Genomic DNA, 16,620 nt, shown 5'->3' with positions numbered 1-16,620 from the left:
ATTACAGTGCTTCTGTAAAAGTACGTGACATTACATCTGCTTTTTGTTCTGCAGTTAATGAGTTAAAACGTACTGCGTAACCTGATACACGTATAGTTAATTGTGGGTAATTTTCAGGATGTTTAATTGCATCTTCTAATGTTTCACGACGTAAAACATTAACGTTTAAGTGTTGACCACCTTCCTGTGCGACTGGTGCTTGGACAGCTACTTCTTTGTACTCGATGTCGCCAAGATCAGCTAGTGCGATAACTTGATCTTCAGCATATGCATTGTCTTTAACACATAAGCAACGAGCCTGTGCATTTGCTTCATCTAATAACCAAAAAGAGTTAAGAAGAGATGCGTTGTCAGATTTAGTGATTTGAATACCAAAAGCCATGTTAAGCTCCTTAAAAGTTAAAGTTTGTAATAAAGTTACAGTTTAGTAATATTTATACATTTATTATAAGCTGTATCTAATCGATCTGCATTGATTATATTACCTACTTTGGTTGATGTAAATCAATAATCACATATTTTTTTTGTGGGTTAATTATTGGTTATTTGAGCTAAATCAATGTAATTATTGGATCTAGTGATCTCGGTATTTCTGGGCTTGTTTTAAGTCAATTTTTGCTTGTGTAATTATGTTTCACGGTGATATGTTAATTGTGTGTAATTTTATTGTTAAATTAAAGTGTTATTTTACAGTGTGTTATAGTTATTTTTGTTGGATGATAAAGAGGAAAAGTGATAATGAGTTGGGAAGCGTTTATTAAGCAAGAAAAAGTGAAGCCTTATTTTAAGGACTTAATTGAATTTTTAGAAAATGAAAAGTTAGCAGGTAAAGAAATCTATCCTGAAAGTAAATTATATTTTAATGCTTTCAATCTCTTTCCGTTAGAAAAGATCAAAGTGGTTATTTTAGGACAGGATCCCTATCACGGAGAAGGACAAGCTCATGGATTAAGTTTTTCAGTTCCAGATGGGGTTAAGGTACCACCTTCTCTAGTAAATATTTACAAGGAATTAGCGAATAGTATTGATGGTTATGCTATTCCTAACTCAGGCAATCTAACCCATTGGGCGGAACAAGGTGTATTGCTTTTGAATTCAGTTTTAACAGTAGAGAAAGGTAATGCAGGAAGTCATGCAAAAAAAGGCTGGGAAACTTTTACCGATAACGCCATTAAATATATTAATGATTCACAAGCGAATATTGTCTTTTTATTATGGGGAAGTTACGCTCAGAAAAAAGGCTCATTCATTGATGAAAATAATCACCATGTTTTAAAATCAAGTCATCCTTCACCTTTATCTGCATACCGAGGGTTTTTAGGATGTGGACATTTTAAAGAGGTAAATGAAATATTAGTGTCATTAGGTAAAAATAAAATAAAGTGGTAGTTTGACTTAAGGCAACGTTTTTTCACGCTGATTATTTATACTAAAGACTAAATCTTACTGCGAGAATCTATTATGCTAGATATTATTCACAATGATCACCGTAATATTAATCAATTATTGAGAATTTTACGAAAAAAATTAAATCATTAGAAGAGGATAAAGAGGTTGATTACCGTTTGGTTAAGGCGATTATCAATTACTTAAGAAATTATTCTGATAAATACCATCATCCAATGGAAGATCTTATTTATGCTTATTATCTTAAGTTTCGTGTTGTGCCAGATGAAGTAGCGATACGTTTATCCCGTGAACATAAACGTCTTAAGGAAGTAACTGTTGAACTTCATGATTTAATTGAGATGGTATTACTAGACGCGATTGTGCCTAAGGAACAATGTCTTGAAAAATTGTCTAACTTTGTTGAGATGCAAGTCGCACATTTGATGTATGAAGAATCTCAGATTTTACCTGCAATACGTGAAAGCTTATCCGCTGATGATTGGTCAAGTCTACAACAACAATGGAAACATAATCATTATGAAGATCCATTGTTTGGCGATAATGTCGGTGAAGAATACAAAGCTCTTGCAGAGCGTATTAATAGCAAAAAATAACAGCGTAAATTGCTAGAAGTTACTTTCCATCCAACTTTCTAATATTAAGGCAGCGGAAACGCTGTCTACTTTGCCTTTATCTAAGGCTTTATAGCCACCTCGGTCAAAAATAAACTCTTTAGCACTGGCAGTGGTAAGTCTTTCATCCTGTAATGCTGTCTTTACGCCGAAGCGTCCATTAAGTCTATTAGCAAATTTTTTAGCTCGTTTCGTGATAGCTTGTTCGCTACCATCCATATTTAAGGGTAAGCCAACGACAACTAAATCAGGTTGCCATTCTTTAATTACTTTTTCGACAATCTCCCAATTAGGAATACCATCATTTGCTTTGATTGCATTTAATGGCTGTGCCGTTGCTGTGATCATTTGTCCGGTTGCGACGCCAATACTTTTAGTGCCAAAATCAAAACCGAGTAAACTTTGTGCTGTGATATTATTATCAGTTAAGTTGCTTGTCATGCATGTCCTGCCGATGTGGTTAATTGTTCTGGTGTAATGCCTAAACGCTCTAAGGAAGCACTCCAACGTTGTTCTGCAGGTATATTAAAAATAATATCGTTTTCACTTTCTATGGTTAGCCAGTGGTTATCATTCATTTCCTGTTCTAATTGTCCAGAACTCCAGCTTGCGTAACCTAATGTCACCATATATTTTTCAGGCTCACTGTCAGTTCCTAGAGTAGATAAAACCGTATTGGAATTTGACATAAGCAATTGTTCATTGAGAGCCGTACTTTGAGAGTTATCTTTTAAGGGGCTATGTAAAACAAAACCGCGTTCAAGCTCAAGTGGCCCACCAAGAAAAACCGATCCAGTTAATGGTGGCTCTGGTTGGTGCTGAATACTTTCAACGTTACTGAGTAGTTCTTGCAAGGTCAACTTAACAGGAAAATTAATAATAAACCCCATTGCACCTTGTTCATCATGTTCACATAAATAAACAACTGACTTTTTAAAATAGGGATCGGTTAATGTTGGCATTGCAATTAAGAAGTGATTTTTAAGGGTGCTCACAACTTCTGTTTGCACATTTTCCACACACACTTCATTTGCTTGATGTTCAGAGTTAATGTTTATATTTTTATTCATATGAACCTCTTCTTTAAAAAGTGAGCGCTTAGAATACCAACCGTAATAAATCTATTTTTTGCATTTAAGTACATATCATAATCTTAAGTATATCTTACATTACAATATGTACTAAAAGTTAATCATGCTGTTATTGTGTAAAAATAATTATGCTTGTTAACTAATGCGCTTTTCGATTGCGTCCATTAGTTTACCGGCAATGTTTGTACCGTATGCGTTATCAATTTCTTGAATACAGGTTGGGCTAGTTACATTAATTTCAGTAACTTTGTCACCAATAACATCAAGTCCTACAAATATAAGACCTTTTTCTTTTAGTTTTGGGCCAATGGTATTAGCAATATGCCAATCAGATTCTGAAAGTGGTTGTGCAACACCACGACCGCCAGCCGCCAGATTACCACGAGTTTCGCCCTTTGCCGGTATACGAGCAAGGGAATATGGCATTGGTTCGCCATCAACAATTAAAATACGTTTGTCGCCCGATTTTATATCAGGAATAAAGGCTTGTGCCATACAGAAACGTGTTTCATGCTCTGTTAGTGTCTCAATAATAACACCTAAATTAGGATCTTTTTCTTTAACACGAAAAATAGACGCACCACCCATGCCATCTAGTGGTTTTAAAATGACATCTTTATGTTTTGCATGAAATTCGCGTATTTTGTCACTACGACGTGTCACTAAAGTGGTTGGGGTAAATTCGCTGAACCAAGCTGTGAATAGTTTTTCGTTTGCATCACGTAAACTTTGTGGTTTGTTTACGATCAAGCAGACCTTCATCTTCAGCACGCTCTAATAGGTATGTTGCATAAACAAATTCAGTGTCGAAGGGCGGATCTTTGCGCATTAATACGGCATCTAAATCTGCTAAGGGATGATCCGTTGCTGGTTCAAGATGATAGAAGTCACCCTCTACTCGTTGTACTGTTAATTTTTTAGAGGTGGCATAGCTACGCCCGTCTTCTAAATAGAGATCTTTCATCTCCATATAATAAAGTTCCCAGCCACGCGCTTGCGCTTCTAGCAACATAGCAAAGCTAGAGTCTTTGTGAATTTTTACGTCTTTAATTGGATCCATTACGATCCCGATTTTAATGGTCATCTTTTATCCTTTAAGCTAAATCGCCAAAGCGACATTGTAATGCAGTAATTGCGGTCAAAGTCGCTGTTTCAGTACGTAATATACGAGGCCCGAGCAAGGTTTCTGTGAAATTAAGTGTTTCAGTGAGTGATACTTCTTGGTCGCTAAAACCACCCTCAGGGCCAATTAGTAAAGCAATATTGTTAATATTTTCTGGCAAGGTGTTAATTGAATATTTAGCGCGTGGATGCAAGGTTAGTTTTACTGCATCATTGTCCGTTGAGCACCAATCAATTAAGGTTTCTGTCATATGAATAGTAGGCACGATATTTCGACCTGATTGCTCACAGGCAGAGATTGCTATTTTTTGCCATTGTTGTTGCTTTTTAGCCATTCTTTCTGGGTTAATTTTAACCCCGCAGCGTTCACTGATAAGCGGAGTGATTTCATTGACGCCTAATTCTACCGCTTTTTGAATAACAAATTCCATACGATCACCTCGCGAAATCACTTGTCCTAAATGCAAATGTAGTGGGCTTTCATTTGAGGTTTCAATAAAGTTTTCAATTTTAACTTCACAACTACGCTTTTGAACATCAACTAATGTTGCTTCAAACTCTCCACCTTGTCCGTTAAATAGAGTAATGGCAGTATTTGCTTTAAGGCGCAACACGTTAATATGTTGCGTCGCGTCATTACCTAGTTTAATAGTGGTATTGATGGTTAAGGGTTGTGGATCATAAAATCTTGGTTGTCGCATAGTCTTTGCACTGTAGAAAGTTAATTACAAAAGGTTAGTATAACGCGAATAGTTTGTTGAAAACTAATTATTAATTAGTACATATCTATGCGACAATTTAATCTTAATTATTTTTAGGAAAAATGTATGTCTGAGTCAATTTTAAAAGCAAGTCGGGTGACCCTAAACAGGGTGTTTATTTCATTGGTACTACGCCACCAAAACAAGACACAGATATTGAGCTGGTTTCAGGGATTGCAGATAAGTTACTACATCGTTTACAAGAAATTGATTATGATGGTTTAATCGTTTATGACATTCAAGATGAAACATCACGTATTGATAAACCAAGACCTTTCCCTTTTAAATATACTCATGATTCAAGATTATATTCAAAGTTATTACATGATAAATGCCATAAACCAGTAATCACCTATAAAAGTGTATCACAACGAGATGAAGCTGATTTTTCAGCTTGGTTGAAAGATGCATGGCATCAGTTTTCCGTGAGAGATATTGTGCTGGTAGGAAGTCCATCAGCTGACGGTGAAATTAAATTATCTTTAAATAATGCCTATAAAGTATTAAATGAGCACAGTTTAGATTTTCATTTGGGTGGTGTCACCATTGCCGAGCGTCATGTTAGTAAAGGTGATGAACATATTCGATTAAGTAATAAAGTTGAACGTGGATGTGATTTCTTCATTTCACAGGCTGTTTATAATGCCCAAGCAACCATTGATTTATTAACTCGTTACGCCTTGCAATGTAAAAAAGATGGCATTAAACCGAAACGTATTGTGTTGACTTTTTCACCCTGTGGTAGTGCAAAGACCTTAGAGTTTATTGAATGGTTGGGCATTTCTGTACCAGAAGCGACCAAGTTACGTATTTTAGAGGCTGAAAACCCACTAAAAGAGTCACTTTTAATCAACCGTAATAATTTTGAGCAGATATTACAGGCATGTTTACCGCTAGATATTCCGCTAGGGTTGAATATCGAAAGTTTAACTAATCGTAAAGAAGAAATTGATGTCGCTATTCTGTTATTTAAACTACTCAAAGCAACACTGGATTTAAAATTAGCTGAATCACAATTATAAATATCGAAGCCGGAACAGCCTTTACTTCGTGAGTTTATAATTTAGATAATATCTCTGTTTTACTGATAAATAACAAAGAATTCTCTAGTTAGTTACTTATGATCATATTTTTCAATGGAGGAAAAATATTTCATGAGTTTAAGTCACGAAGAACAAACTGAGTTAACCCGTATCGCAGTTAAGGCGGGACAAATTTTACATCAGCATGGCGCTGAAAGTAGGCTAGTAGAACAAACAACTCAAAGAATTGGTGTCGCACTCGGTGCCCAAAGTATTGAGCTTTCTGTTAGCTCTGATGCCATTGTGATCACCAGTTTGTTTGATGGCCACTGTGTGACAACAACCCGCCGTTGTTATGACCGTGGTATTAATATGCAGATGGTTTGTGATGTTCTGCGTATTTGTATTATGCTTGAAAAACAATTACTTGATACATCTCAGGTAAAAGAACGTTTAAATCGTTTAACCCCCTATAAGTATAATCGCTGGCTAGTTGTGGTGATGATAGGTTTTTCCTGCGCGAGTTTTAGCCATTTTTTGGTGGTGATTGGCCTGTCTATTTTACTACCTTTTTCGCCTCGGCAGGTGCAATGATCCTTCGTCAAGAATTAGCGCATCGCCACCATAATCCCTTTGTCAATTTTGCTTTAGCTGCTTTTGTTGCTACAACAATTTCGAGCTTTGGGGTTATGTTGGAACTTGGTGAAAACCCTCAAATTGCAATGGGCGCTTCAGTATTATTATTAGTGCCGGGGTTTCCTTTGATAAATGCCGTTTCTGATATGTTAAAAGGGCACATTAGCGCGGGTATTGCACGTTGGGTCTTTGCAAGCTTATTAACAACCAGTGTAGCTATCGGTATTGTTGGGTCAATGACCTTAACTGGTGTATCAGGGTGGTTGAATTAATGGAATTGTTTAAATTATTTATTATTGATGCTTTATTTGCATCTGTACCTGCGGTTGGTTTTGCAATGGTGTTTAATGTACCTAAAAAAATGCTGATATACTGCGCAATTGGCGGTGCCTTTGCTCATAGCCTTAGATTTTTATTGATGAATTTTGGTTTTCATATTGAATGGGCAACACTGATTGCATCAAGTTCAATGGGCTTTGTTGGTTTATACTGGTCGCGTAAACGTTTAATTCCACGCCCGGTATTTACCGTTGCCTCTGTTATTCCTATGATCCCAGGTAGCTTTGCATTTACAACGGTTATTGGTTTGGTTGAAATTAATACGGCAGGTTACAGTGTCGAAATAATGCAAATAGTCGCAGAAAATGGTCTTAAGACCCTGTTTATTTTAGGAGCATTGAGTCTAGGATTAGCCTTACCTTCGATATTAATTTACCGAGGCAGACCGATCGTATAAACTGCGCTCATTAATTTTAGAAGTATCTAAAAGTATATTGTTAAAAATACCATTAAGGTTTCTTAATGGTATTTTTTTTGAAATAAATGCAAAAGAAATACTAATCGCTTAGCTTGGTCTTAACGATTAAAAATTTTAAGGAACAAACTATGTCAGATAAATTTTTCTTTAAGGGAAAAAAGAGAAAAAACCAAAACATTCAAGTTATGGTTTTAATACTAAACGTGCTGTCAAGGCCGGCACTAAAGAGTCTCCGTTCATTTTATCAGTGCAGACTGAAGCTCGAAAGTTAGAAATTGAAGCGATATTAAAAACACATGATTTATTTGCTGATATTGAGGTTAATGATTTAGTAGAGGAAAATATCATCGCGCTTGAAGGTTATTTAAATAAACCAACAACAACAACTTTTGAGAAAAAACCAAAGCGAAATGATCCCTGCTCCTGCGGTAGTGGTCAAAAATATAAAAAATGTCTGCGGTAAGTAGGCTGTGGTTAAATAGATAATAAAGAAGACAAAACTAATTCGTTTGGTCTTCTTTAGATATCCTAAACTAGGCGTTAATCCCCAACCGCTTTTAATGATTTTAATACTAAACCTATTCCACCGACCGCTAGCACTAAAATAACAATTAAATCAAAGGCTGTCATGCTTCTAAAGCTAAAATGAATAGAAGATATCACACCAAAAACAAGTGCTGTGATAGCGCCTAAGGTTAATATCCAGCCAATGATGCTGCGACTATTATAAAAAACCAAACCAATACCAAAGATGAAGGGGATCATGACCATTCCACTGGTTATTGAATATCCGCCCATACTTGAAAGTCGATACAGTTGGCGACTAAAACCAAAATTAGAGGTCACTGAAATCGCATTTAATAATAGATAAAACCCACCAATCATCATCACTAAACCAATAAAAAAGGTACCTATTCCGCCCGATGTTCCACCTGCTCCTTTCATCATTTACCCCTAGTTTCTAATAAACTACGTAGGTCAATCAAGGTCGCATTAGCACGGGATATATAGTTTGCCATCACCAGTGAATGATTAGCAACTAAACCAAAACCACTACCATTTAAAACCATCGGCGCCCAGATTGCTTCCTGCGTTGATTCTAAATCTCGAATTATTTGTTTTAAACTGGCTTTAGCATTTTTCTTTTCAAGTACATCTGCAAAGTCAATTTCAACGGCTTTTAAGAAATGTAAGATAGCCCAAGTCGCACCTCGACTTTCATAAAAAACATCATCAATTTTCCACCATGACGTTTTATCTACCACTTCATTTGCTGTTTGTGTTGATTGTTTAGCTGTTGGATCACCTGCCAATTCAGTATTAAATCTATCGTTGCCTACGCTGGCACTTAAACGTTGTGAAATTGACCCTAAACGTTTTTCAACTTCACGTAACCAGTCCGCTAAATTATCGGCGCGTGTATAAAACTGGGCTTCGGTGGCATTAGGTGAAACTAATCGACTACGGTAACGTTTAAATGCGGCTATGGCATCACCATACTCATTCTCTGCACTCGGTAATTGCCAACTTGTGTGAGAAATATTTAGTTTACTTTGTGCGATTTCTAAATCTTTATCACCGGTAGATTGCGATTGTGAACGGCTGAAGCCTAGTCGCATTGCTAAGGCTAAATCACGAGTTTGCTCAAGTACGCCATATTCAAAGGCTGGCATGTTATCCATTAAAACACCTGGTGGTGTAATATCATTTGTAAGAAAACCACCAGACTTATCGGTTAACCATTCACTAATATCGATCAAAGTAGACGTGATTGTATAACCCGATACGATTTCATGGTTATTTATTTTAGCTGTCTCAACGGTTTTAGCTCTGACATCATATGCACTAGGCATCCAACCCCACCATATTGAAAGTATGAAAATAATAACTGTTAATAAAGGCAGTAAGGTGATAATTAATTTTTTCATAATTCATTTCCATTTTAATCACAGAGTTTAAGGCTTGTTGATCTTTACCTTTCAATGTTTTACAGATCAACAGACTCTAATAATAACCTGCTTAAAACTTTATGCATCATTTAAACTATTTATTTGATAATCTTGTGCTAAATGAAGATAAAAATCCGAGGAATAACATGAAAATTTCAATGATTGCGGCAATGGCTGATGATCGTATTATTGGCTTAGATAATAAAATGCCTTGGCATTTGCCTGCTGACCTACAATTTTTCAAAGCTACAACGCTTGGAAAGCCGGTAGTTATGGGGAGAAAAACCTATCAATCAATTGGTCGCCCTTTACCTGGACGTCTAAACATCGTATTAACGCGTGATATAAACTTACAAATTGAAGGCGTGAAATGTGTACAGACAATAGATCAAGTCAAGCAAGTGGCTGGTGACGTTGATGAAGTAATGATCATTGGCGGTGCAACGATTTATGAGCAATATTTAGCTCAGGCGGATCGCTTGTACCTTACCTTTATTGATTTAAAAACAGAAGGTGATACTCAGTTTCCTGATTTTATGGCAATGTCAGAGTGGCATGAAACACAACGGGTTGCCCATTTGAAAGACGAAAAAAATCCTCATAATTATCAGTTTGTTACTTTAGATCGGGTTTAATAAACAGAAAAAGGCAATCTAAGATTTTGCCTTTTTTGTTGTAGCTATAGTACTAGCCCAAATGAGTAATTTATTGGCTCTTGATTGGACAAGCAAATGAGAACTTTTGTTTGTCCTGCCAGCGTATCATGGTCAAACTGTTTCCCACACACAACCTGTATCTAATGCGTATAAACCTTCCTGATTGACTTTACCTAATAGCGCGACCCAATGGCCGAAGAGGATAGGACTACTGGTATCTCGTCCTTCAATATCAAACCATGGCTTCATAATATTACTATCGGTTTGTTCTGGGCTACGCTTATTTTTAAATTCTAATGAACCATCTGCAAAACAATAACGCATACGGGTAAAGGCATTAATAATAAAACGTAATCGTTCTGTACCATCTAGAGTTTCAGACCAACTACTTGGATGATTACCATACATTCTTTGTAAAACTTTTTTAAATTTCTTACCTTGTAATTGGCTTTCTATTTCTACAGCAAGTTGTTCTGCTTGCTTGATCGTCCATTGTGGCGAAATGCCAGCATGTACCATTACAAAATCAAATTCAGGATGACGTAAAAATAAAGGTTGCAAACGCAACCAATTTAGCAAATTATCGCAATCAGGAGCCTCTAATAAGGGGCCTAATTTATCAGCTTCTTTAGGGTGGTGAATGCCTTGCCAAATTGCTAATAAATGTAAGTCATGATTACCTAGGATAACCTTGGCACTTTTACCTAGGCTTTTCACAAAGCGCAATGTTTCAAGGGATTTAGGGCCACGTGCAACCAGATCACCTGTTATCCAAAGTTCATCCTGCGTTGTATTGAAATCAACTGATTTTAATAATGCCTGTAATTCATCACAACAGCCTTGGATATCACCAACAATATAAGTTGCCATTGAGCTTATTGTGCCTCGTTTTGTTTTCTGTCAAACACATAATTTGCAAGACGAACATATTCCTCAATAGTGATATTTTCAGCACGTTTTGTATGATCAACTTGTAATGTTTGTAACTCTTCAACATCTAATAACTCACGTAAACCATTTCGTATCGTTTTACGGCGTTGATTAAAAGCCATCGAACAAACTTGATTTAAGGTTTTTATGCTTTTGGCAACAAAAGGTGGCACATCATAGGGCTCTAAGCGAACTACTGCTGAATCTACCTTAGGGGCAGGAATAAAGGCAGTGGGAGGCACTTCTAGTACAGGAATGACTTTACAGTAGTATTGTGCCATCACGGTTAAGCGTCCATAGGCTTTACAGTTAGGGCCGGCACAAAGTCGGTTAACCACTTCTTTTTGTAACATGAAGTGCATATCTTTTATTTTGGTAGCAAACTCAAATAGATGAAACATAAGTGGTGTAGAAATATTGTAGGGTAGGTTACCAAACACACGTAATTGATTTTCTTCGCTGGCTAATTGCCCGAAGTCAAACTGCATTGCATCGGCCTGAGTGATATTCAGTTTTTTGCCTAATGTTGGGTGGTTTTGTAAGCGTTCAGCGAGATCTCTATCAAGCTCTACTACATTCAATATATTCACTTTACTGGCCACGGGTTCTGTTAATGCACCGAGACCTGGGCCAATTTCTACAATGTTATCCTCTGCCTGTGGTGCGATAGCCGCCACAATAGAGTCAATAATATAATCATCGTGTAAAAAGTTTTGTCCAAAGCGTTTACGCGCTGTATGGCCTAAGTGTGTTTTGTTATTCATAGTTTCTCTATATTTAAATTCAGCTTACTCAGTAGGTTGCCATTAAAGCTTAGTCAAAGACTTAGGTTAATGGTCTATATTGAGTGGTACTTTTTATTTGTTATTTTGGCTTAAAGTCATAACGATTGCTTCATTAACTGCGCATACTAAACTACCTGCATCAGCTTTACCGGTTGCCGCTAAATCAAGTGCAGTACCATGATCAACTGACGTCCGGATGTAAGGAAGGCCCAGTGTAATATTGACAGCTTTTCCAAACCCTTTGTATTTTAACACGGGCAACCCCTGATCATGATACATTGCTAAAACAACATCTGCTTGATCCAAGTATTTTTCTTGAAAAAGGGTATCCGCGGGAAGTGGGCCTATAAGATTGATCCCTTGCTGGCGTAAGATTTCCAGTGTAGGTTCAATTACTTCTATTTCTTCTCGGCCCATATGTCCACCTTCACCTGCATGTGGATTTAATCCGCAGACGTAAATACGTGGACTAGCAATACCGTAATTAACTTGTAATGACTTATTTAATATCTTGGTGATACTGGTTAATCGTTGCTCAGTAATTGCGGCGGAGATATCTTTCAATGGTAAGTGAGTTGTTACTAACGCAACACGCAAGCCTGTTGTTGCTAACATCATCACTACTAAATCGGTATTTGATTGCTCGGCAAAAAATTCGGTATGGTCGCTAAAACTGATGCCGGCATCGTTGATAATCCCTTTGTGTACAGGGGCGGTTACCACGGCAGAAAATTGTCCTGATAAACAGCCCTTGTTTGCAAAACTTAAGGTATCGAGCACATATTGAGCATTATCTTTATTCAGCTTTCCTGGCTCAGAAGGCGTATTAAGTGGCATATGCGCAACAGTTAACTGGCCAATTTTAGAACTTTGTAGTGCAATTGCATTATCGTAATCAATTAACTGTATATCTAAATTGAGTAATTTGATACGCGATGCTAATAATTGTTTATCACAACAAATTACTAGTGGTACAGACCATTCCTGATTAGCTAATTGCAGAATAATATCGGCACCTATGCCACTGGGCTCACCCGCAGTAACAATAATAGGGGTAACTGTTTTATTAGTATCCATATTATTCATCATCTAATACGTAATCAGGGTTATTAATTTTAATATAGGCTTCTTGACGAATTTCATTCATCCATGCGTATACTTCAGCAGGGAAACGCTGGTTGAATAAAATGCCATAGGCTTTTTGTTTGGTTGCGCTTTCAGTGGTATCAGACTCACGTTTATCCATGACCTGTAAAAGGTGCCAACCATGTGCTGTGCGGAAAGGTTGACTGATTTCACCTATTGGTAAAGAAAGCGAAAGATCTCTAAATTCAGGCACATACATATTTGGATCCGCCCAGCCTAAATCACCGCCTTTCACTGCAGAGCCTGGGTCTTGGGAGTTTTCCTCTGCTATTTTTGCAAAGGTTTTAGTACCAGATAAAATATCTTTACGATAATTTGCTAGTAGGCTTTGAGCTTTATCATCACTTAAAATAATATTAGATTTAATGAGAATATGACGAGCTTTTACTTCAACGGTCATAACATTTTCATCGCCTTTTTTATCTAATACTTGAATAAGGTGAACACCTAAATTAGTGCGGAACGGACCAATGACGTCACCTTTTTTTGTATTGATAGTGTCAAACACATCTGCAAATAAGGTTGGGATTTCTTCTTCTGTACGCCATCCCCAATCACCACCTTCGGTCGCTTTAGGGCCCTCTGAATAAGCGATAGCAAGATTTTGTATATTGGCACCCTGTTTAATTTTATCTGCTAAATCATCCACGGCTTCACGTTGCTCACTTGCATCGGCACCTTTTTCTGCTTTAAGCATGATATGAGCAAAACGAAATTGAGTTGTTTTTTCGCCTTGTTCTGACAAACGTTCTACCATTTGCTGTATTTCTTGATCTGTAATATTGATGCGTCGACGAACTTGTATTTGTCTTATTTCATTGATGGTCAGTTCATTTCGAATAGAATCCTTATAGGCTTCGTAGCTATCACCTCGGTTTTCTAGTTTCTCGACTAATTGTGTAATGGTCAAACCATCATCGGCGACAATTTGTTGAATAGTTTGATCCAACTGTGCGTCACTAATACGCATACCAATTCTGTCTGCAATTTGTAGTTGTAGGCGATCTGTTATTAGTTTATCAAGAACTTGTTTTATAAATTCATTTTCAGGAGGTAAGGTTTGTCCCTTTTTATTATATCTACTAATGATTTCACGCTTTAGGCGTGCCACATCACTACTGAGGATAATCTCTTGATTTACGACGGCTTCAATTTTGTCAATTGATTGTCCTTGTTCTCGTCGCAATAGTCTGTGGTGCAATAAATGCTCGCACAAATAAAGGGTAAAAATAGTTTATTCAAAAGTTTCATTTTATTTCCGTTATTGTAAATAGAAAGGTCGACCATAATCGAACAATCCTTGATCAACTGAATTAAATCCGACACCACCAAGCCCCATTAATTCAAAATTTATACTAATAGTTTGTTCGGTTTCTACATTTTCATCGATATCCTCTATATCATCATAATAGGCTAACATGTGGTTATCGTAAGTGAAACCGAGTGACCAACAACAGGATTGGTATTTCAAACCAACAATACTTTCATAAGATCGATTATACTCAATATCATGATAGTAACTTGCAAATGCGGTCCACTGATTATTGATAGGCCAATTTATTTTTGTGCCTAATTGATTAACTAAAAATTCATTATCATCTTCATCATCGACGGCTATATAACGATAATTTAACTGTGCAAAGGTATTATATAACCAGCGTTTTTCAAGTGTGGTATTTCCCTGCTCAATAATATTGTTATCGTTATCCCACTCAATACCTGCATGGAAAAAGTAGTTGTTTTCAAAGTTTAAATCAAATTCTGCAATCATTGATGAACGAGACTCGCTGGTTAGCTCTGAGGTGCTATCTGGCAGTAATGTTTTTGATGCTTCTAAATAATAATTTTGACCAACGGCAAGTCGCATTTTTTCCTTGCCTCGGCTATTCAAGAAGTCGCTTGAAACACCAAGAGTGATTTGATTTGCGTCGGCAATACGGTCAAAACCGGAATAACGATTATCACGGAATAAGCCATAATAATCCTGCTGTAAATTATCGGTATCGTAGGTACCGATTGCAGATTGGTCTCTGTAGGGCACATATAAATACTGAATTTGTGGCACTAAGGTTTGTTTGTATTGGTTATTTAAAAAGGTAAAGTCTCTTTCAAAGTTAATGCCCGAGTGGATTTTGAAGGAAGGCAAGTAACGTGCTTCACTTTCTTCTAAATATGAATACCAATCTTCTTTGTCTTCATCGGGGAGACTTTGCTGATAATAACTGAGCATGTACTTTAATTCAGTATTCACGAATAAAGAATTGTAATAAAGCGGTAATGAAATTTTAGGTTCAAAATGCACACGAGTGCCGGTATAAACGTCATCATCGGCATGTTCAAATTTAGAAACCTCAGAATATAAGGCAAACTGAAGGCTTCGCCAGTTGAGAGGTCGATAATAATTAAATGCTAATTTAGGCAATACTTTATGGGGAGTATCATCACTACCTAATACTTGGAATTCACGTACTTCAAGTTCACTGTTCCAGTTCTCTTGGCGATAACTTAGTGATGCAGTTTGTAGTAGTTGATTATCGCTTCTATCACCAAAGGGGGTATCAATATCAGTAAAATAATAATCATCGCTGACTTCATTATAACGTGCTTCAAAGTTCCAATTTTGTGCGAAAGTCGCACTGTGATCCCAATGATAAAGGTAGCGATCATAGCCACGGATTTTATCATCATCTAAATATTCACCTTGAATATTACCGCTACCTATATCAAATAAATAACGATATTCACCGGCAAACTGGGTGCCTCGATTTTGAATGTAAGTTGGCGTTATGGTTGCATCCATATTAGGTGCGATATTAATATATAAAGGTTGGGTCATTGATAACCCGTCGGTATCTGAGTAAGCGTAACTCGGGAAAAGTAACCCTGTTTTACGTTTATCACTGAGGGGGTAGGTAATATAAGGAAAATAAAAGACAGGCACATCTTTAATACGTAAGACGGCATTATAAGCACTACCGACATCATTCGCTTTATCAATATAAATAGTAGTTGCGTCGAGCGTCCAGGTTGTATCCTCAGGAGGACAAGCAGTATAAGTTGACGAGTTTAGTTCAAATAACTCTGCACCGTTATCGTAAGCTTTATTAGCGCTACCGCGACCACCTTGCCCATGGAATTGATACTCAACATCATAAAGTGTTTTTTCTGAACTGTTTAGGTTTGCCTCGGCATCACTTGCATTAAGTGTTACAGAACCATTAATAAAATTAACGTTACCCTCAGCAAGTGCATGTTCTTCATCTATATAATAAGTCATCTTATCTGCGGAAAGGAATTTATCTCCCTGAGTTAAATTTACTTCATCCTGATAGATTAATTTACTTTTTGACCCTGAAACAAATAATGCATCAATATTAACAGGGATTTGTTCATCGGGTTGAGTTTGTGTATTTGGCACAATGGGGGGACACGAATATAACATTGACGAAAAAATCTTTCTGAGAACGTGGTGCAATCACTTGTTCTTCACTTAGCTCTATTGCTGTATCTTCTGAACTATTTTGGCTTTCTGCTCTGCATAGCCATTTACTACTGGTTGTAGAAGTAGTAACCATGAAAGTTTTTTTAACATTTATTGCTCACAAAAAATTGCCTAGAATCAGTACCGAGAATTATGAATACGCTAGGCAGATAAAAAGCTAAGAATATCAGCAAACGATCTCGTGCTCCAAGCTTTGAACGTTGTTTTTGATTAATTTTTTTAATTTAAGCTAAAAAATTGGT

16 protein-coding genes and 3 pseudogenes are annotated in these 16,620 nt (G+C 36.8%); 7 read left to right on the top strand and 12 right to left on the bottom strand.

Annotated features, from left to right (window positions below; translation table 11 throughout):
• Position 1: 1 nt before the first annotated feature.
• Positions 2 to 382, bottom strand: a complete 381-nt coding sequence (gene grcA, locus ACLKMH_RS20345) for an autonomous glycyl radical cofactor GrcA (RefSeq protein ID WP_413699717.1) — start codon at positions 380 to 382, stop codon at positions 2 to 4.
• Between the two features lie 356 nt (positions 383 to 738).
• On the opposite strand from grcA, the gene ung reads away from it, so the two are divergent.
• Positions 739 to 1,389 carry a uracil-DNA glycosylase gene (gene ung, locus ACLKMH_RS20340; protein ID WP_413699716.1) on the top strand — a complete coding sequence of 217 codons (651 nt, stop codon included), beginning with the start codon at positions 739 to 741 and terminating at the stop codon, positions 1,387 to 1,389.
• 176 nt (positions 1,390 to 1,565) lie between these two features.
• Positions 1,566 to 2,003: a hemerythrin domain-containing protein gene (locus tag ACLKMH_RS20335; protein WP_413699715.1), complete on the top strand. Its 438-nt coding sequence runs from the start codon at positions 1,566 to 1,568 to the stop codon at positions 2,001 to 2,003.
• A 12-nt stretch (positions 2,004 to 2,015) separates the two neighbouring features.
• Here ACLKMH_RS20335 and ruvX read toward each other — a convergent pair whose 3' ends face one another.
• From ruvX to rsmE, 4 genes and pseudogenes are all read right to left on the bottom strand, one after another.
• Complete coding sequence (gene ruvX, locus ACLKMH_RS20330; RefSeq protein WP_413699714.1) at positions 2,016 to 2,462, bottom strand: Holliday junction resolvase RuvX; 447 nt, start codon at positions 2,460 to 2,462, stop codon at positions 2,016 to 2,018.
• Positions 2,459 to 3,091 (bottom strand): YqgE/AlgH family protein, encoded by a 633-nt coding sequence (locus ACLKMH_RS20325; protein WP_413699713.1) that lies wholly within the window; start codon positions 3,089 to 3,091, stop codon positions 2,459 to 2,461. Before ACLKMH_RS20325 ends, ruvX begins: the two co-directional genes overlap by 4 nt.
• Positions 3,092 to 3,247: 156 nt before the next feature.
• Positions 3,248 to 4,196 (bottom strand): annotated as a pseudogene (gene gshB, locus ACLKMH_RS20320) (glutathione synthase).
• A gap of 10 nt (positions 4,197 to 4,206) precedes the next feature.
• Positions 4,207 to 4,935 carry a 16S rRNA (uracil(1498)-N(3))-methyltransferase gene (gene rsmE / locus ACLKMH_RS20315; protein ID WP_413699712.1) on the bottom strand — a complete coding sequence of 243 codons (729 nt, stop codon included), beginning with the start codon at positions 4,933 to 4,935 and terminating at the stop codon, positions 4,207 to 4,209.
• Between the two features lie 182 nt (positions 4,936 to 5,117).
• Here rsmE and ACLKMH_RS20310 point away from each other — a divergent pair, with 182 nt between their 5' ends.
• From ACLKMH_RS20310 to ACLKMH_RS20295, 4 genes and pseudogenes are all read left to right on the top strand, one after another.
• A complete protein-coding gene (locus ACLKMH_RS20310) occupies positions 5,118 to 6,017 on the top strand; it encodes a methylenetetrahydrofolate reductase (protein ID WP_413702421.1) in 900 nt (299 codons plus the stop codon).
• A 132-nt stretch (positions 6,018 to 6,149) separates the two neighbouring features.
• Positions 6,150 to 6,925: pseudogene (locus ACLKMH_RS20305) on the top strand (threonine/serine ThrE exporter family protein).
• Positions 6,925 to 7,389 (top strand): threonine/serine exporter family protein, encoded by a 465-nt coding sequence (locus ACLKMH_RS20300; RefSeq protein ID WP_413699711.1) that lies wholly within the window; start codon positions 6,925 to 6,927, stop codon positions 7,387 to 7,389. The pseudogene ACLKMH_RS20305 and the gene ACLKMH_RS20300 overlap by 1 nt, the downstream one beginning before the upstream one ends.
• A gap of 149 nt (positions 7,390 to 7,538) precedes the next feature.
• Positions 7,539 to 7,877, top strand: a pseudogene (locus ACLKMH_RS20295) (PBPRA1643 family SWIM/SEC-C metal-binding motif protein).
• A 73-nt stretch (positions 7,878 to 7,950) separates the two neighbouring features.
• Here the strand turns inward: ACLKMH_RS20295 and ACLKMH_RS20290 are convergent.
• The gene (locus ACLKMH_RS20290) at positions 7,951 to 8,355 is read right to left on the bottom strand and encodes a hypothetical protein (protein ID WP_413702420.1); all 405 of its coding nucleotides are present in this window, start codon (positions 8,353 to 8,355) and stop codon (positions 7,951 to 7,953) included.
• Positions 8,355 to 9,338: a DUF2333 family protein gene (locus ACLKMH_RS20285; protein ID WP_413699710.1), complete on the bottom strand. Its 984-nt coding sequence runs from the start codon at positions 9,336 to 9,338 to the stop codon at positions 8,355 to 8,357. Before ACLKMH_RS20285 ends, ACLKMH_RS20290 begins: the two co-directional genes overlap by 1 nt.
• A gap of 101 nt (positions 9,339 to 9,439) precedes the next feature.
• Here ACLKMH_RS20285 and folA point away from each other — a divergent pair, with 101 nt between their 5' ends.
• The gene (gene folA / locus ACLKMH_RS20280) at positions 9,440 to 9,994 is read left to right on the top strand and encodes a type 3 dihydrofolate reductase (protein WP_413699709.1); all 555 of its coding nucleotides are present in this window, start codon (positions 9,440 to 9,442) and stop codon (positions 9,992 to 9,994) included.
• Between the two features lie 132 nt (positions 9,995 to 10,126).
• On the opposite strand, the gene ACLKMH_RS20275 is transcribed toward folA, so the two are convergent.
• From ACLKMH_RS20275 to lptD, 5 genes are all read right to left on the bottom strand, one after another.
• Positions 10,127 to 10,885, bottom strand: a complete 759-nt coding sequence (locus tag ACLKMH_RS20275) for a symmetrical bis(5'-nucleosyl)-tetraphosphatase (RefSeq protein ID WP_413699708.1) — start codon at positions 10,883 to 10,885, stop codon at positions 10,127 to 10,129.
• Positions 10,886 to 10,890: 5 nt separating this feature from the next.
• Entirely contained in the window at positions 10,891 to 11,709 is an 819-nt protein-coding gene (gene rsmA, locus ACLKMH_RS20270; protein WP_413699707.1) for a 16S rRNA (adenine(1518)-N(6)/adenine(1519)-N(6))-dimethyltransferase RsmA, read from the bottom strand.
• Positions 11,710 to 11,802: 93 nt separating this feature from the next.
• On the bottom strand, positions 11,803 to 12,807 hold the full coding sequence (gene pdxA / locus ACLKMH_RS20265) for a 4-hydroxythreonine-4-phosphate dehydrogenase PdxA (RefSeq protein ID WP_413699706.1): 1,005 nt from the start codon (positions 12,805 to 12,807) through the stop codon (positions 11,803 to 11,805).
• 1 nt (position 12,808) lies between these two features.
• On the bottom strand, positions 12,809 to 14,062 hold the full coding sequence (locus ACLKMH_RS20260; RefSeq protein WP_413699705.1) for a peptidylprolyl isomerase: 1,254 nt from the start codon (positions 14,060 to 14,062) through the stop codon (positions 12,809 to 12,811).
• 75 nt (positions 14,063 to 14,137) lie between these two features.
• A complete protein-coding gene (gene lptD, locus ACLKMH_RS20255; protein WP_413699704.1) occupies positions 14,138 to 16,294 on the bottom strand; it encodes an LPS assembly protein LptD in 2,157 nt (718 codons plus the stop codon).
• Between the last annotated feature and the right edge of the window lie 326 nt (positions 16,295 to 16,620).

The organism is Psychromonas sp. KJ10-10 (assembly GCF_047323245.1).
Taxonomy (GTDB): Bacteria; Pseudomonadota; Gammaproteobacteria; order Enterobacterales; family Psychromonadaceae; genus Psychromonas.
The sequence above is the reverse complement of the archived record's forward strand: the minus strand, read 5'-3'. Positions and strand labels throughout refer to the sequence as shown.

Coding starts and splice junctions, on each gene's coding strand:
- pdxA (WP_413699706.1), bottom strand. CDS start 12,807: ATGGATACTAATAAAACAGTTACCCCTATTATTGTTACTGCGGGTGAG.
- ACLKMH_RS20290 (WP_413702420.1), bottom strand. CDS start 8,355: ATGAAAGGAGCAGGTGGAACATCGGGCGGAATAGGTACCTTTTTTATT.
- folA (WP_413699709.1), top strand. CDS start 9,440: ATGCATCATTTAAACTATTTATTTGATAATCTTGTGCTAAATGAAGAT.
- grcA (WP_413699717.1), bottom strand. CDS start 382: ATGGCTTTTGGTATTCAAATCACTAAATCTGACAACGCATCTCTTCTT.
- ACLKMH_RS20325 (WP_413699713.1), bottom strand. CDS start 3,091: ATGAATAAAAATATAAACATTAACTCTGAACATCAAGCAAATGAAGTG.
- ACLKMH_RS20285 (WP_413699710.1), bottom strand. CDS start 9,338: ATGAAAAAATTAATTATCACCTTACTGCCTTTATTAACAGTTATTATT.
- ruvX (WP_413699714.1), bottom strand. CDS start 2,462: ATGACAAGCAACTTAACTGATAATAATATCACAGCACAAAGTTTACTC.
- ACLKMH_RS20275 (WP_413699708.1), bottom strand. CDS start 10,885: ATGGCAACTTATATTGTTGGTGATATCCAAGGCTGTTGTGATGAATTA.
- ung (WP_413699716.1), top strand. CDS start 739: ATGAGTTGGGAAGCGTTTATTAAGCAAGAAAAAGTGAAGCCTTATTTT.
- rsmA (WP_413699707.1), bottom strand. CDS start 11,709: ATGAATAACAAAACACACTTAGGCCATACAGCGCGTAAACGCTTTGGA.
- ACLKMH_RS20300 (WP_413699711.1), top strand. CDS start 6,925: ATGGAATTGTTTAAATTATTTATTATTGATGCTTTATTTGCATCTGTA.
- rsmE (WP_413699712.1), bottom strand. CDS start 4,935: ATGCGACAACCAAGATTTTATGATCCACAACCCTTAACCATCAATACC.